This is a genomic window from Marinobacter antarcticus (genome assembly GCF_900142385.1).
GTDB classification, from domain to species: Bacteria; Pseudomonadota; Gammaproteobacteria; order Pseudomonadales; family Oleiphilaceae; genus Marinobacter; species Marinobacter antarcticus.
This window is the reverse complement of the sequence record NZ_FRAQ01000001.1, coordinates 886,216-901,202: the sequence shown is the minus strand read 5'-3', so window position 1 is coordinate 901,202 and position 14,987 is coordinate 886,216. Positions and strand designations below refer to the sequence as shown.

Annotated in this window: 12 protein-coding genes; 8 read left to right on the top strand and 4 right to left on the bottom strand. The window is 56.6% G+C overall.

The window, feature by feature from the left end; translation table 11 throughout:
• Positions 1-128 precede the first annotated feature (128 nt).
• Both BUA49_RS04210 and ppnN read left to right on the top strand, forming a co-directional pair.
• Positions 129-1,142, top strand: a complete 1,014-nt coding sequence (locus tag BUA49_RS04210; RefSeq protein WP_072795777.1) for a histone deacetylase family protein — start codon at positions 129-131, stop codon at positions 1,140-1,142.
• Positions 1,143-1,267: 125 nt separating this feature from the next.
• The gene (gene ppnN, locus BUA49_RS04205; RefSeq protein WP_072795775.1) at positions 1,268-2,662 is read left to right on the top strand and encodes a nucleotide 5'-monophosphate nucleosidase PpnN; all 1,395 of its coding nucleotides are present in this window, start codon (positions 1,268-1,270) and stop codon (positions 2,660-2,662) included.
• A gap of 10 nt (positions 2,663-2,672) precedes the next feature.
• Here the strand turns inward: ppnN and BUA49_RS04200 are convergent, their stop codons facing one another.
• Entirely contained in the window at positions 2,673-3,008 is a 336-nt protein-coding gene (locus tag BUA49_RS04200) for a c-type cytochrome (protein WP_072795773.1), read from the bottom strand.
• 218 nt (positions 3,009-3,226) lie between these two features.
• Between BUA49_RS04200 and BUA49_RS04195 the strand changes: the two genes are divergently transcribed.
• Positions 3,227-4,330, top strand: a complete 1,104-nt coding sequence (locus BUA49_RS04195; protein WP_072795771.1) for an enoyl-CoA hydratase/isomerase family protein — start codon at positions 3,227-3,229, stop codon at positions 4,328-4,330.
• A gap of 198 nt (positions 4,331-4,528) precedes the next feature.
• On the opposite strand, the gene BUA49_RS04190 is transcribed toward BUA49_RS04195, so the two are convergent.
• Together BUA49_RS04190 and BUA49_RS04185 are read right to left on the bottom strand one after the other, a co-directional pair.
• Positions 4,529-6,661 (bottom strand): tRNA(Met) cytidine acetyltransferase TmcA, encoded by a 2,133-nt coding sequence (locus tag BUA49_RS04190; protein WP_228704400.1) that lies wholly within the window; start codon positions 6,659-6,661, stop codon positions 4,529-4,531.
• 11 nt (positions 6,662-6,672) lie between these two features.
• Entirely contained in the window at positions 6,673-7,050 is a 378-nt protein-coding gene (locus BUA49_RS04185) for a DUF2237 family protein (protein WP_072795767.1), read from the bottom strand.
• Between the two features lie 112 nt (positions 7,051-7,162).
• On the opposite strand from BUA49_RS04185, the gene BUA49_RS04180 reads away from it, so the two are divergent.
• The 3 genes from BUA49_RS04180 to BUA49_RS04170 all read left to right on the top strand — a co-directional run bounded on the left by BUA49_RS04180 (position 7,163) and on the right by BUA49_RS04170 (position 11,435).
• Positions 7,163-9,490, top strand: coding sequence for an ATP-dependent helicase (locus BUA49_RS04180; RefSeq protein ID WP_072795764.1), 2,328 nt, complete (start codon positions 7,163-7,165; stop codon positions 9,488-9,490).
• A 171-nt stretch (positions 9,491-9,661) separates the two neighbouring features.
• Positions 9,662-10,867: an OmpA family protein gene (locus BUA49_RS04175; RefSeq protein WP_072795760.1), complete on the top strand. Its 1,206-nt coding sequence runs from the start codon at positions 9,662-9,664 to the stop codon at positions 10,865-10,867.
• An 88-nt stretch (positions 10,868-10,955) separates the two neighbouring features.
• Positions 10,956-11,435 (top strand): DUF4124 domain-containing protein, encoded by a 480-nt coding sequence (locus BUA49_RS04170; RefSeq protein WP_072795756.1) that lies wholly within the window; start codon positions 10,956-10,958, stop codon positions 11,433-11,435.
• Between the two features lie 68 nt (positions 11,436-11,503).
• On the opposite strand, the gene BUA49_RS04165 is transcribed toward BUA49_RS04170, so the two are convergent.
• Entirely contained in the window at positions 11,504-12,775 is a 1,272-nt protein-coding gene (locus BUA49_RS04165) for a D-amino acid dehydrogenase (RefSeq protein WP_072795752.1), read from the bottom strand.
• Between the two features lie 185 nt (positions 12,776-12,960).
• Between BUA49_RS04165 and BUA49_RS04160 the strand changes: the two genes are divergently transcribed.
• Together BUA49_RS04160 and BUA49_RS04155 are read left to right on the top strand one after the other, a co-directional pair.
• Positions 12,961-13,770, top strand: a complete 810-nt coding sequence (locus tag BUA49_RS04160; protein WP_072795750.1) for a TatD family hydrolase — start codon at positions 12,961-12,963, stop codon at positions 13,768-13,770.
• Complete coding sequence (locus BUA49_RS04155) at positions 13,767-14,975, top strand: HD-GYP domain-containing protein (RefSeq protein ID WP_072795749.1); 1,209 nt, start codon at positions 13,767-13,769, stop codon at positions 14,973-14,975. The genes BUA49_RS04160 and BUA49_RS04155 overlap by 4 nt, the downstream gene beginning before the upstream one ends.
• Positions 14,976-14,987: the final 12 nt, after the last annotated feature.

Sequence of the window (14,987 nt, the reverse complement as noted above, 5' to 3'; positions counted from 1 at the left end):
GTTGCGCAGGTTTAATATGTCTTCCATAGTGGATGCTGAATCTCTACCTGTAAAGTCGATAACCCGGCTTTTGACCATCCTCCGTATGGGCCTATACTCGGAGAACCGGAAATCCAAGAGGTCGGATAATGAAAGCATTTTTCCATCCCGCGCAAGACAAGCACACACCCCAAACCTATTTCACCCGGGGCCAGATGCGTCAGCCCCAGGAAATACCGGATCGCACCAGCCAGATGCTGGTGGGCCTGAAAGAAATGGGTATACCGGTGCTACAGCCTTCTGATCATGGGGCGGGCCCGATTTCCAAAGTGCACGATCTTGGGTATCTGCGCTTTCTCGAATCGGCTCATCGTCGCTGGATAAAAATGGACGACTGGGGTGAGGAAGTAATGTCCAACATTTTTGTCCGCTCCCCGAATCACCTGACAGGTATTCTTGCAGAAGCTGCCCGGTATCAGGCCGACGGCAGCAGCCCCATCGGTGAGCACACATGGCATGCGGCTTACTGGTCTGCCCAGACTGCCCTTGGTGCTGCAGACGCGGTGATGGCTGGCGATCGCGCAGCATACGCTGTTTGTCGGCCACCGGGCCACCATGCCCGTAAGGATTCCGCAGGTGGCTTCTGTTATCTCAACAATGCGGCCATTGCAGCCGAGCATATGAAATCCCGTTTCCCGCGCCTGGTCATTCTGGATACGGACATGCACCATGGCCAGGGCATCCAGGAAATCTTCTACGACCGCAGCGATGTGCTTTACATATCCATTCACGGCGACCCGACCAACTTCTACCCTGTAGTTAGCGGCTTCGAGAACGAACGGGGCGAAGGCGAGGGTTTCGGCTACAACATAAACATGCCAATGCCCCACGGCTCGTCCGAAGAAGATTTTTTCGCGAAGCTTGATGAGGCCATGGTAGCTATCCGGCTGTTTCAGCCAGATGCACTAATTCTGACTCTGGGCTTTGATATCTACAAAGACGATCCCCAGGCCAAGGTATCGGTATCTTCAGAAGGCTTCTGCCGGCTAAGCACACACACGCGCCAGCTTGGCCTGCCGACGCTGGTTGTCCAGGAGGGCGGCTACGATCTGGATACCCTGAGCGAGAACGTCCAGCAGTTCTTCAAGGGGCTGGCTGGCTGAAGCACTATGAAGTGGGCGCTCGCGATTAGCCCGATGGGGTATAGTCGCTGACCTGCTCAATGTAACGTTTCGGCGCCAGGCCTCGAAATCGGGTACTGCTGCAACACTGAGGAGCTTTTTCTTTAATGACCGAACACACCATCAATGCCCTCGTATCACCTGAGGGCAGCTTGGAAATACTGTCCAATCACGAAGTCAATCTGCTCAAAGACAGGAGCGAAGGCGGCCTGTACCGGCTGTTCCGGCAATGCGCTCTGGCCGTTCTGAATACCGGTGTCGTGACCGATGACTGCCAGGACTTGATGGAGGCCCATGCGGATTTTGATATACGCCTGATACCCCAGCCCAGGGGTCTGAAGCTGGAGCTTATCAACGCGCCGGCGCACGCATTTGTGGATGATGAAATGCTCCGGGCCATTCGTGAACATCTGTTCTCCGTTCTGCGGGATATTGTTTACACTCACTCCACGCCGCAGTTTGCCCGGATTCTGAAAAGGAACGAGCCAGATGACCTTACCAATATGGTGTTTCACATTCTGCGCAATGCCAGAGTGTTGCAGCCCGGCCGCCAGCCTGACCTGATTGTTTGCTGGGGCGGTCACTCCATCAGTCATGAGGAGTACCAATACAGTAAGGAAGTAGGCCATCAGCTTGGCCTCCGGGAACTGAGCATCTGCACCGGCTGCGGGCCGGGCGCCATGAAGGGTCCGATGAAGGGTGCCACCATCGCCCATGCCAAGCAGCGGATAAAAAATGGCCGCTATATCGGTATTACTGAGCCTGGCATCATTGGAGCAGAAGCACCCAATCCCATCGTTAACGAACTGGTGATCATGCCGGATATCGAAAAACGCCTGGAAGCCTTCGTGCGCTGTGGCCACGGCGTAGTCGTCTTCCCGGGCGGCGTCGGCACCGCCGAGGAAATCCTCTACCTGTTGGGCATTCTTCTGCATCCGGACAACGTCGACCTGCCCTTCCCGGTCGTTTTCACCGGCCGGCAGGAAAATGCCGAATATTTCGAGATGATCGACAAATTCATCCGCAATGCTCTGGGAGATGAGGCCGCCAGCAAATACGAAATCATCATTGATGATCCCGTTCTTGTGGCGCGAGCCATGAAAAAAGGCATGAGGGAGGTCGAGACCTTCCGCCGTGCCATGCAGGATGCCTATTACTTCAACTGGATGCTGAAGATCGACCCGGTATTCCAACTGCCCTTCGAGCCTGACCACGAGAACATGCTCGCTCTGGAATTACACCGTGATCAACCCGTGCACCTGATCGCGGCCAACCTGAGAAAGGCATTCAGTGGCATAGTGGCGGGTAACGTGAAGGAGGGAGGTATTCGAAAGGTTCAGGAGAAAGGGCCATTTGAGATTGCCGGAGATCCAACCCTGATCAAGCCTCTGGAGGCCATGCTGGAGCATTTTGTCGCCCAGAACCGCATGAAGTTGCCGGGGACATCAGCTTATCGCCCAAGCTATCGCATCATCAGCACGGCAACTCAGCTGCCGTGCTGACACATACCGCTTACTTGCCGCCAGCTGGCAAGCTTGAGAAGTAGGCTGCCAGATTGGCGATATCAGCATCGCTCAAGGCTGCTGCCTGACCCTGCATGATGACCGCCTGGCCGCCATTGCGCTGCTTGCTTTTGTAAGCCTTCAGCGCAGAAACAAGATACAGTTCATGCTGACCCGCCAGATTCGGGTACGTCGGAATCATGGCAACCCCGTTCTGGCCGTGGCAAGCTGCACAAACGGCTGCTTTTGCCTTGCCGGCTGCGGCATCACCGGCAGCAGAAGATACTGCCGGAACTGCAGCACTCAGTGCAAAAAGCCCTGCAACAACATAGTGTTTAAGTTTCATTATGATTAACCTCTCATCATCGTTTTAAATTTTCCAAACCGGTATTCTGAACCGGACAATAACTGGCTGAAACTTATAGCACAGCCGCGCCACAGCGCAAATGCCATAGATCAATGCGCCTGTTTCGACGTTCGTCCTCTTTAACTTTCATCCGGTTAAAGGGACAGTACGAACAAAATCCGAATAAGAGATTACTTTACCGCCCGGAGACACCGTTAATGTCCGTAGAGGTTCAGGAACTCCCCTGTCGCGAAGGCCATATCGGCTTAATGACTCTGAATTCCCCCGCCACACTTAATGCGCTCACTGAGGAGATGATCGTCGTTATCAGGGACAGCCTGGAGCGCTGGGCTGCTGACGAACGCATCTGTGTCGTGATACTGCGAGGCGCCGGAGAAAAAGGCTTCTGCGCAGGCGGCGACATCCGGGATCTGTACCGGTCACTGACAGGTGTGGAGAGCCCCGAAACTGCATTCAGTGTTTTTCGGCACGAGTACGCACTGGACTATACCCTGCACAGGTTCCCCAAACCGGTTGTTGCTATCGGACACGGTATTATTATGGGCGGTGGCCTGGGCCTGTTCTCCGCCTGCCGCTACCGACTGCTGACACCAGACGCCACCCTGGCTATGCCGGAGATTTCCATTGGTCTGTTCCCGGACGTTGGCGCAAGCTGGTTTCTGAATCGCCTGCCGGGGCGCCTTGGGTTGTTTATGGGCCTGACCGGAGCCCACCTGAATATTGCCGACGCACTGCGCGTGGGCCTGGCCGATATGGCCCTGCCAACCAATGATCAGCAAGGCTTGTTGTCACGACTGCTGGAGGAACGCTGGAGCGGCCGAAGGGCAGCTGATGACAGCCGTCTGTTCCGCTTGCTGAATCAACTTGAACCTCAGGATTATCGTGCGTTGCCCCCCAGTCACCTGGAGTTGCACGAACGGGATATTGCAAGGCTTTGTGCAGGCTCCAGCTTACCGGAGATCGTCGATCAGCTGCTGGCAGCTCGTGTGGACAGTGAATGGTGGCAAGCCTGCATGAAAACGCTGAAGGGGGGTTGCCCGGTATCGGCATGGCTGATCTGGAACCAGCTCAGTAAAGCCCAACAGATGCCACTCAAAGACGTGTTCCGGATGGAGCTGGCTATGGTCTGGGAATGCGTGCGCAGACCCGATCTTACCGAAGGCATACGGGCACGGCTGATTGATCGCGACCAGAACCCACAGTGGTCTTTCTCCCGTATCGAAGATGTACCAGAAGCGGTTATCGATGCCCACTTCCTGCCCGTATGGAACGATCAGACGGATCCCATGCAGCTGGAATAGCACGGAGTTAACAACATTTTCTTTAAAGTTCGGCCCCGGCCTGCACCAGCAACATTTCCAGATCCTGGTGGTTACTGGCCCGGGCCACATCCAGCGCAGTAGCGCCATCCTTTGCGCGGAAGTTTACATCAGAACAGACTCTGTCAGGTAAGTGGCGCCTATTCTGAGCAGGTGACCGTCATAATTAAATCGAGCGGGTCACAACTCTGGCCCGTTTTGCAGAAGTTCCAGAACAACAGTGCGCAAGCGATCCTCGCCATCGCGCTGGCCCGAGCACAACCCTTCCCTTTGCAGCTCTGGCCAGCTCCACCCCTGCAACACCGCCCGGCACCAAAGGTTCGCCTCCTCATGCCCGCGAAGCCAGCTCATAACGCCAAAGCCCAGGCTAAGATCCCGCAGTACCGGCACCATCAGCCGGAAGCCTCGATGGCCACCACCAAAATTCTGCAGGTCCCGGATATCTGCTGCGTCTGGCCAGCACTCCGATGGCAAGCCGGCTGTCATTTCCGCCAACAGCCCAGGCTCCAGGTCTTTCCAGTTCAGCGGCACAAGCACCAACCAGTGCCGGGCCAGTCGCGCCCGCACCTGCTGAACCAGAGACATGCCTTCAGCACTCCCGGCATAAGCCATCTGTACCGGATACTCACCACTGGTAGCCTCCTGCCGCAGCCCGATGCGCACAAACTCCAGCCCACAAGAGGCCCAGAAATCATATAGGTCGGAACTCCCCCCAAAACTGGTGCCTGTAAAGTCCAGCCCTTCCTGTTCCGCGCCCGCAGCCGCTGCAGCGACCAGACCGCGTCCGATACCGACGCGCCTCGCTTGTGCTGTGACCGCAATGCGGATAATCCGCAAACCGCGTTGGCTGGCCGCTTCCGGAAATCCGCTGTGGCTGGCCAGGGACTGGGGCAGAAGATTCCCACGAACCCGGCGCTTGCCACTGGCCACCTGTGCTGCCAGCTCCTTACTCAGCCCGCCTTCCACAGCACCCCAGAGCACCCCCACGGTTTTACCATTTATATGAGCCCGCCAGCTTCTGGCGGCGGGCTCATCCATCCATTGCCTAAGGTCTGCTGGCGTGGTTCGGTAGTGGGCATCCACCAAAAGGCCAAATGCATCAGCAAGCTTCGCCTCGGAAGCCTGGGCAGGCTGCCAGGGCTCAATGACCACCTCTCCAACCTCCGCTTCCGGTAAATCGCCCGGATTATGCTCAGCACCGAGCAGAAACAGCCCGGATATCAGAAGCTCCAGCGGATCCCCTTTAACCCAGCGCACCGGCTGGGAAAGCGTTTGTGACTGCCACTGCGGTGTCGCCTGATCCAGAATCTGGCGAAAGCGAATGGCAAACCCACGCCCGGCGCCTTCGTAACCGTGAACCGTGGAAGCAAAGGCCACCCGAGGCCAGCCCAACAGAACGAGCTTTAGCAGGAACACCGGAATAGCCGCAGCTTCGTCTACCATGACCACCTCAGCCTCCGGCTTTTCCCGGAGCAGATCCCGTATCGGCAAAAAACGCAACTGTGCGCCAGACACAGTTTCTATGCGGTCGTGATTGGCTTCCAATACCTCAGCACCAAGACTTCCCCGGGCATGCTCGAACAAAGCATCCACATTGTCTCTTGATGGCGCAGTCACCAGAACCTGCCGGCGCCCCTGAAGCAGCAGTTGCGCCGCGGCCATACCCAGCGCTGCGGATTTGCCCCGCCCACGATCCGCCGTCACAACCAGCGGCCGGCGCCTGCGCCCCAACCCGAAAGCCACAAGTTTTTGGATCAGACCCTGCTGATCAGGTGTCGTGGCAACCGTAAATTCGCAATGCGGCGCCGAAAGCTCAGGCAGTGTACACGGCAGATCTGGCCTCACCCGGATCACCGAAGGATCTGCCGCCAGGATGCCCGCCATGCGTTCAGCAAAAGGGTGAGCCTGACCATGATCCAGCCCGGTTCTCGCGTAATCCGGATCGGCAAAATGCCCCCACTCCTTCAGCGGAGGCATCAACCAGAACAGTAGCCCGCCTGCTTTCAGCGTGCCTGTGAGCGCCGCCAAGGCATCCGGCGGATTGCCCCGCCAGCCATCCCACACAAGCAGCGACGTCTCACGGCCCAGCCATTGCCGTGCTTTCGCCGGCTCTATGCTCGTCAGGCGACCATCCAGCGCATCGCTGGCAACCCCGACCCACAGCCCGCCTTCCAACTCCAGAGACGGCGTCAGCGCCTGCAGCCACTGCATGGAGAGATCGCGTGCGCCCTCCAGCAATACCAGCCGGCGCTCGCCTCTGGCCGCAAGGCTAGCCTGTAATGAGCGCCAGGCGTAGGTATCAGGCGCTACCATTCCGGAAGTCATTAACTGAGATCTATGCCGTGAGCTTTCAGGTTTTCGAGAGCACAGTGTTCCAGTGCCCCCTGATGCGTGGCACGCAACCGCACTCTCGGCGCGCTCCCGGCCTCAAAAGCCTCATGCCAGCGCGCCGCACAAAGGCACCAGCCGTCTCCGGCTTTTAAGCCTGGGAAGCCGAAAGCCGGCACCGGCGTGCTCAAATCGTTGCCGCGAACTTTAGAGAACTCCAGAAATTCATCAGTCACCACGGCGCAAACCGTATGCGAACCATGATCATCCGGCCCTGTGTTACAGCAGCCATCCCGGTAGAAGCCTGTTTCAGGATCGGTGCCGCAGCTTTCCAGTTTTTCACCCAGTACGTTAATCGATTTTTCAGTTTGCATATTTATCTCCTACAACTGTCGAGGTAAGAAGCAAAGCAGGGCCCTGCTTTACTTCTTACCCCAAACTCGCATGATGGGTTAATCAGGTTAACTCAGCAGATTGCCCGCAATTATGCGGGACAGGTACCCGCGCTACCAGTTGGCCCGTACAATAGCATCTATGCCAATCCATACCCCCGAATCCGCCGCCCTGGATCTGCCCGATTTTCTCACCAACGAGCAGCGGGCGATTATTACCGCCGGCTACGAGCATTCAGTGATCACCGCAGTAGCAGGCAGTGGCAAAACGTCCACGCTTGCCTGGCGCATCCGCTACCTACTGCAACAGGGCCATGACCCCGGCCGCATGCTGGTACTTATGTTCAACCGCAGTGCCCGGGTGGATTTTGAGCGCAAGCTGCAGGAGGTATGCCACCAGAACGGGCTGGCATTGCCGGAGATACGCACCTATCACGCCATGGGGCTGCGGCTGTATAAGCGGTTTGTGCGGGAGGGCTATCTGCCGGCTTTTTCCGAGAAGATTCTGACCGAGCAAGAGATCAGCTTTCAGGCCTGGCTATTAACACGGCGGCTGGCGCCGGAGGATCTCGCGGACGAGATACGGCGCAACAAGAAGGATTTTGTGGAGACCGCAACGGGGTTTATTGATCTGGTAAAGACTACCCTGTCACCCACCGAGATAGTGTTTGAAGAGCTGGGCTACTCCGATAAGCACCGCTACCTGATCGACCTGTTCCACAGCTTCGAGCAGTGGCGTAAAGGACAAAGCCGGATCAGTTTCGCGGATATGCTGTACGAGCCGGTGATGGCGATTCACCAGAACCCACCCCTACAGCGGCTGGTGGGGAACAAAATGGATCTGATTCTGGTCGACGAGTATCAGGACACCAATGAGATTCAGCACCTGCTGTTACGCTATGTTGCCGGAGACAGAGCCCGCGTAACGGTGGTAGGAGACCCGGATCAGACCATTTATGAATTCCGGGGCGCGAAGCCGGAGTTTATTCTCAAACGCTTCAGCGATGAGTTTGAGAGCCCGCTGGAGCAGACACTGAGTTACACCTTTCGCTATGGTCACCGCGTAGCCCTGCTGGCCAACCACCTGATCTGCCACAACACCGGGCGCAGGGATGTGCTGTGCCACTCCCACCCTTCCACACCGGCCACGGAAACCACTCTGCACCGGGCTGAGAACGACGCGGATACCGTGTTGCAGATCCTTGATCAAGAAGCGGACGTCACTCTGGCGAATACAGCGATCCTGTTCCGGGTCTGGAGCCAGAGTGTGCCAATTGAACTCAAATTGCTGGCGCGGCAGATTCCCTACCGAATAGATGCCGGCAAGGGCGCGCTGTTCAGTCGCGAAGTGCAAGCGATCACCGCGCTGTTGATGGTGGTTTCCGGAAAACTGGAGAAACTGCCGGAGGACGACAGGTTGGAGCTGGCCCGGCAGCTTCTGCGCTTTCCCCACGTAGGCCTCAAAGAGCCGGAGCTGGAGCAGCTGGCGCGATTTCTTGCAGGGTCTGCCAACGGCTGGCACGAACGTTTGCTGGCGCTGGATTTTGGGGCGCTGGCGCCCATGGCTGCGCGCAAACTGCGCAAGCTGGGTGAGGTTCTGGAACAGTTGCGCGGCTACTCAGGCTCCGTTGCTGGTCTGATCACGGTTTATGCGGAGCACACCGACCTGTATGAAGGTGTCCGCAGTCTGGCGCTGACTCATGACAGCGCGGAGGAACGCATTGATACGATTCACGGATTTCGCGAATATCTGAAAGGCCTGAATATTGATGCCGGGGGCGCCCTTGCACACCTCAAGGCGCTGCGACAACAGGCCAGCGAGAAGCAGGCTGGCGAGGGTGCTTTGCTCTCCACCATTCACCGCACCAAGGGGCTGGAGTGGCCGCGGGTGATCATACCCGGGCTGCAGGAAAAATATCTGCCCCACAGCCCGAGACCCAAAGATGATGCACGGGCGTCTCTGGAAAGCGAGCGCAGGCTTCTGTACGTCGCCATGACACGCACCCGGCAAACGCTGCACCTGATCACCCGACCAATGAGCAAACAACCCCATCTGGATGGCGATCAGGGCCCTAGCCGCTTTGTCGAAGAATTCTGCTTTGATCTGGCCAATGAGTTCGGGCGCTGGCTGGATGAACGGACACCGGATACCGATCGCTCACTGAAGCTGGAAGCACTCCTGACACCGGTCAGCTCACGTTATGCCGAACAGGAAGGTATTACTCTGCAAGGCGAGATTAAGACAAATGACAACACCATCTCACCCTTGTGGCACCAGCCGCGTCTTAATCACACCATTTTCGGCGCAGGCGCAGTAGTCGCAGAAGACGAAAGCTCTTTTGAGGTTCATTTTGCCGGCGGTGAGAAAATGAATTTCAGCAAAAAAAGCGCCCATCTCTATTTCAGCATTCCACCCCGCTAAAGCACTGGATAATTTGGTGAACGCCGCGAGCAACACGTATATCTCCTGATGTAACATCGCGTCACTATTCTTTGTTTTTTGTACCCTTATGGCTTAAATTAAAGGTACGTGTGACCTCAGTCACATAGCGATTCCGCAGCTTTACAAAGATAATCGAACAGGAGGTTCTGCATGAGCATCATGCGCCCGATCGCGATGGCCGCCATCGCCAGTACTCTTGCGGCCCCAGCCTTGGCTGATCGCAATGAAACGGTTTACGTTAACCCTTTCGCCGCTTTTCAGCTTTTTGATGATGACCGTGATCTGAGTGAATCAGGCACATTTGGCGTGGGTCTGGAATACCGGTTCAAGCCGAACTGGGCGATTGAAGCGATGTTCTCCCGGGCTGATGCAGACCGCAAGTACGTCTCCGGGTCGTCAGATTTTGAAGAAATCCGCGTGGACGGCACATACTACTTTGCCCCTCAGGACAAAGCCTGGAACCCTTATGTTTCTTTAGGTTTAGGTAACGCTGACTTTGGTGTGAACGATGCCAGCGGCGTGCGTACCGCCGGTACCAACCACGATGAAACCCGCGTTAACGTGGGTACAGGTGTGCGGTATAATATAAGCGATTCCTTATCTCTGCGGGGCGACCTGCGCGAATTTCACGGCATCGACGAAAGCACCTTTGATACCCAGGTTGCTCTCGGCATCAGTTTTGCGTTTAACCGCACGGTTGCAAGCGCAGCGCCTGCTCCAGCAGACATGGACGGTGACGGCGTGCCGGATTCCCGCGACCAGTGCCCTGGCACCCCGACTGGCGCAACCGTTGACAGCACTGGTTGTGAGCCAGACGCAGACCGCGATGGTGTACCTGATTTGCGCGATGCCTGCCCGGATACCCCTAGTGGTGCCGTGGTAGACATGCGTGGCTGCGAACTCGACAGCGATAACGACGGTGTCGTCGATACCCAGGATCTTTGCCCGAACACCACCGCTGGTGCGGAAGTGGATGACACGGGCTGCGAAGGTATAGTAGTCAAAACCATCGAGACCTTTACTATTGAGGTTCAGTTCCCGACGAACAGCTCCGTGATCGGCCATACCTACGATGCAGAAATCAGTCGTGTCGCAGATGCCCTCAACGACAACCCGGGAACTGTTGTTGAAATTGCCGGCCACGCCGATAGCATGGGCAAAGCGAGCTATAACCAGCGCCTGTCACAGCGTCGCGCCGAAGCTGTAGCAGCACGCCTGACTGGCCCGCTGGGTGTAGATCCTGCAAAAGTGAGGGCCAGAGGCTATGGTGAATCGGAGCCGGTAGCTTCCAATGCCACCGCCGCTGGCCGTGCTGAAAACCGTCGGGTTGAAGCGCGCATTCAGATTCTCCGTTAAAACGGCATAAGCCTGTATATGTGTAGATGAAGTCAATAAAGGCGCCCTCCGGCGCCTTTATTTTTGGCGGTGTCCCCAGGAGTCATCCATGCTCAGATTATTGGTCGGCCTGGTTTTTTCACTCGCGATGACAGTTTCAGCTCAAACGCAGGTGTTCCGCTGTGACGACGCTCAAGGAAACACAATATTTTCCGACACGCCCTGTAGTGACGATGCCGAAGCCATTCAACTCAGAGATAATCGCATCGGGGGTCGTTTCAACCAGAACCTGCCAGCCCCGGCCGCGGCTGAACCGGAGCCAGAGAAAAAAGCCGGCGAAGCATCCGAACCAGACTCCTGTCGCTTTATCAACTCGACGGATCTGCGCCGATATCTGATTCGAGGACAGGTCGTCGAAGGCATGACTCGGGAGCATGTGCGCAGCGCATTCGGTAACCCACCGGAAACCTACGGTGGCCCCCAGGAGGTGTGGATTTATCAGACCCGCTATTACGGTGCACTCTATGAGCTGACCTACGTTTACTTTAAAGACGGCTGTGTTGCGCGAGTGGAATACCGCAAACCCTGAGCGCGTCCAGAAACAGCCATTAATCAGTTGCTACCGCGAGCAATAGGTCTCGGTGGGCTCGTGAACACTCACTCCTGATAGCGCCCCGGGCGGAAGGCATCCAGGCAAACAGCCGGCTCTTCACCATCAATCACCTGCGCAATCACATCCGCACTGCCCGCCGAGAAGGTCCAGCCGAAAGTTCCGTGGCCGGTGTTGAGGTACAGGTTGCGGCGCGGGCCGCGACCGATGATGGCGGGGCCATCCGGGGTCATGGGGCGGAAGCCGGTCCAGGTTTCTGCCGCATCCAGGTCTGCACAGCCCGGGAAGCGGGACTCAACGGATTTCCGGATGGTGGCAATGCGCGCTTCAGGAATGTCCCGATTGAAATCGGCCAGTTCCACAAAACCGGTTGCGCGCAAGCGGTCACCCAGGCGCGTGGATACGACTTTGTAGTTATCATCGTGGATCGTGGAAACGGGTGCCATCTCCGGGTTTTTCAGGGGCACAGTAATGCTGTAGCCCTTGACCGGGTATATGGGCAGTTTGAGGCCCAAGGGGCGAACCAGTTCCGGAGACCAGCAACCGGCGCTGATCACAAAGGCGTCCGCAGCAAGGGTTTCCTGCTGGCCGTTTTCGTTGCGCAGTACAACCGATTCCACAGCCTGGCTGTTGGCGATAAGCCGCTCCGCCTGAACGCTGTACCGGAAGCGAACGCCTTTGTTTTCACAGGCTTTTGCCAGCTCTTGAGAAAACAGTTGGCAGTCACCGGTGCCATCGGTGTCGTAACTCAAGGCACCATACAGCGGGCCATTCCCGGCCATACCTGGCTCAGCCTCGTAAACCTGCTCCGGGGTCAGCAGGCTGGAGGCGATGCCCATTTCGTTCAGTACCCGTTGTGTGCCCCGGTACGCTTCCAGCTGTTCAGGCGTGCTGGCAAGGCTCAGCAGGCCGCGGTGGCCGCCATCAAACGCCAGATTTAACTCGTCTTCCAGTTTCAGAAACCGCTCGCGGCTATGAATACCGAGGCGGAGCATGGCGAGCTTGTTAAAACCGAACAGACCAGGCGACCAGGCATAGCGCAGAGTAGAAAACATGAACCGCATGGCATCCAGGGAGGGTGGCACTCGCAGCTTCAGTGGGCCATCCTGCTTGAAGAGCCAAGGCAGTGCTTTGAACACCATGCCCGGATCTGCCCAAGGGTAAACCACTCCGTAGGAGCGCTGGGCCGCGTTGCCTTTGCTGGTCTCATTGCCAGCCATGCTGAGGCGCTCAAGCACCGTCACCTGATGACCGCGGCGGTTCAGTTCAAAGGCTGTTGTTACGCCCACAACGCCAGCACCAATAACGACAACGTGCATCTGTACCTCCATCCCGAATCAAACCCGAATGACGACATTCATTAAGGAACCCCTTACCGATGAATGTAGGCCAATAAACGAACAACTGATAAACTAGCCCACTTGAGACCCAAGCGTAAGCGTAGCAGCCAAACTAAAGAGTAGCAGTCAAATTGACTGCCTGTACCGGAGCCTAGCACCCGTCAATGAGTAAAAAACGTCGCGAGATTCCCGTATTCGATCACCCGATCATCGAGACTCACTGTCACTTGGATTACCTCAAGGATCGGCCCCTGGAGGAAACCCTGGAGGAAACCAGGAGGGTGAACATCGAGCGGGTGATTACCATTGCTGTTGCACCGGGCAACCTGGCGCCGGTGCGCGAACTCAGCACAAAAGCCCCGTGGCTTTTCGGCACTCAAGGCATCCATCCCCATGAGGCGGAAAGTTACAGCGATGCCGTTGAAGCTGAAATTCGCACTCACGCCCGGGACGACAAGATCGTCGCGGTTGGCGAGATCGGGCTGGATTATTTCTATGACAACGCTGATCGCGCCATCCAGCGTGAGGTTTTCCGGCGCCAGCTTCAGATTGCCTCCGACAGCGACCGCCCGGTGGTTATCCATAGCCGTGATGCAGACGTGGATACAATAGCTATACTCAAAGAGTTCGAGCAGTCCCTCAAGCGCCGTGGCGTAATCCACAGCTTTACGTCTGGCCCAGGCCTCGCAAGATATGCGCTGGATCAGGGCTGGAATCTCGGCTTCAATGGCATTACTACTTTCAACAAGGCAGAGAACGTGCGGGATATTGTTCGTATGGCACCCCTCAGCCAGATTCTTCTAGAAACCGATGCCCCGTTTCTCACGCCAGTGCCCTATCGTGGCCGGGAGAATGCGCCTTTCTATCTGCCGTTTGTGGCTGAGAAAATCGCCGAAGTGAAAGATCTGCCGCTGGAAGAAGTGATTATCCAGACCTATCAGAACAGCCTGCAAACGTTTTTCCCTGAGCAATGATCAAACGCATCCCCATCTCTGCACTGAAGGTCGGTATGTACATTACCGACCTCAACAACGACTGGATTCCCCATAATACCCAGCGCAAGCATGGCGTTATCAAGCGTGAGGAAACCATCGAAAAGATCCGCAAGATGGGCGTACAGTTTATCTATATCGATGCCCGGAAGGGCACGGATACCCAGGATTCGGAAACAGCGGCAGAAGTAGAAGAGCGTAACGAAGAAGCATTGCAAAAAGCGGGTGAACAAAAGCCCGGTATTACGCCACGGGTTTCTCTTTCCGAGGAGATGGTGACGGCGCTGGGAGTTCATTCGCAGGCACAGGAGCTGGTCGGCAGCTTCATGAACAGCGCCAAGATAGGCGCATCTATCGATATAGCCCCACTCCATAAGCTTGCGGACGAACTGCAAAGCTCAGTAGCGCGGAATGCCAATGCGCTGGGTTGTCTGGGTCGTATTCGCGAAAAAGATAATTACTTGCTCGAGCACTCGGTAAACCTGAGCGTTCTGATGACCGTTTTCGGGCAGTACCGAGAACTTTCTGCCGACATCATGCACCAGACCATTGTGGGCGCCCTGCTCCACGATCTTGGTAAAATCCTGACGCCCGATGAATTGCTGCACAAACCCGGCCGCCTTTCACCGGAAGAGTTTGAAGTCATGAAACTTCATGCCCGGCATTCCCGCGACATTCTGTCTGCAACGGAAGGCATCGGCGAACTCTCCGTGATCACTGCGGCCCAGCACCACGAACGTATGGACGGTTCCGGTTATCCTGAAGGTCTCAAAGGCGAGCAGATTTCAGTTTACGGACGCATGGTCGCCATTGCCGATGTTTATGATGCGATTACCGCAAACCGTGTCTATCACCGGGGCATGACGCCCACTCAGGGCCTCAAGAAGCTTCTGGAGTGGAGCGGTGATCACCTGGACCCGGCGTTGGTAAAGCAGTTCATCCGGTGTATCGGCTTGTACCCGGTGGGATCCCTGGTTCTGCTCGACAGCGGGCGGCTCGGTGTTGTGGTTGAAATCAACGAGGAAGATCAGCGACTACCGATTGTGCGAGTGATGTACCACACAAAATTCCGGATGCCGATTACCGTTACAACCATTGACCTCTCAAAAACCAGTAGCCAAGACCGTATTTTGCGCGCCGTTGACCCGGATGAGTACAGAATTGATGTGCGCAAGTTCCTTTCCTGAGCCCGCGCAGCG

Excerpts from the sequence above, each read along its gene's own strand:
- BUA49_RS04165 (WP_072795752.1), bottom strand. The coding sequence starts at position 12,775 with ATGCACGTTGTCGTTATTGGTGCTGGCGTTGTGGGCGTAACAACAGCC.
- BUA49_RS04170 (WP_072795756.1), top strand. The coding sequence starts at position 10,956 with ATGCTCAGATTATTGGTCGGCCTGGTTTTTTCACTCGCGATGACAGTT.
- BUA49_RS04195 (WP_072795771.1), top strand. The coding sequence starts at position 3,227 with ATGTCCGTAGAGGTTCAGGAACTCCCCTGTCGCGAAGGCCATATCGGC.
- BUA49_RS04200 (WP_072795773.1), bottom strand. The coding sequence starts at position 3,008 with ATGAAACTTAAACACTATGTTGTTGCAGGGCTTTTTGCACTGAGTGCT.
- BUA49_RS04190 (WP_228704400.1), bottom strand. The coding sequence starts at position 6,661 with ATGGTAGCGCCTGATACCTACGCCTGGCGCTCATTACAGGCTAGCCTT.
- BUA49_RS04155 (WP_072795749.1), top strand. The coding sequence starts at position 13,767 with ATGATCAAACGCATCCCCATCTCTGCACTGAAGGTCGGTATGTACATT.
- BUA49_RS04210 (WP_072795777.1), top strand. The coding sequence starts at position 129 with ATGAAAGCATTTTTCCATCCCGCGCAAGACAAGCACACACCCCAAACC.
- BUA49_RS04175 (WP_072795760.1), top strand. The coding sequence starts at position 9,662 with ATGAGCATCATGCGCCCGATCGCGATGGCCGCCATCGCCAGTACTCTT.
- BUA49_RS04180 (WP_072795764.1), top strand. The coding sequence starts at position 7,163 with ATGCGGGACAGGTACCCGCGCTACCAGTTGGCCCGTACAATAGCATCT.
- BUA49_RS04160 (WP_072795750.1), top strand. The coding sequence starts at position 12,961 with ATGAGTAAAAAACGTCGCGAGATTCCCGTATTCGATCACCCGATCATC.
- ppnN (WP_072795775.1), top strand. The coding sequence starts at position 1,268 with ATGACCGAACACACCATCAATGCCCTCGTATCACCTGAGGGCAGCTTG.
- BUA49_RS04185 (WP_072795767.1), bottom strand. The coding sequence starts at position 7,050 with ATGCAAACTGAAAAATCGATTAACGTACTGGGTGAAAAACTGGAAAGC.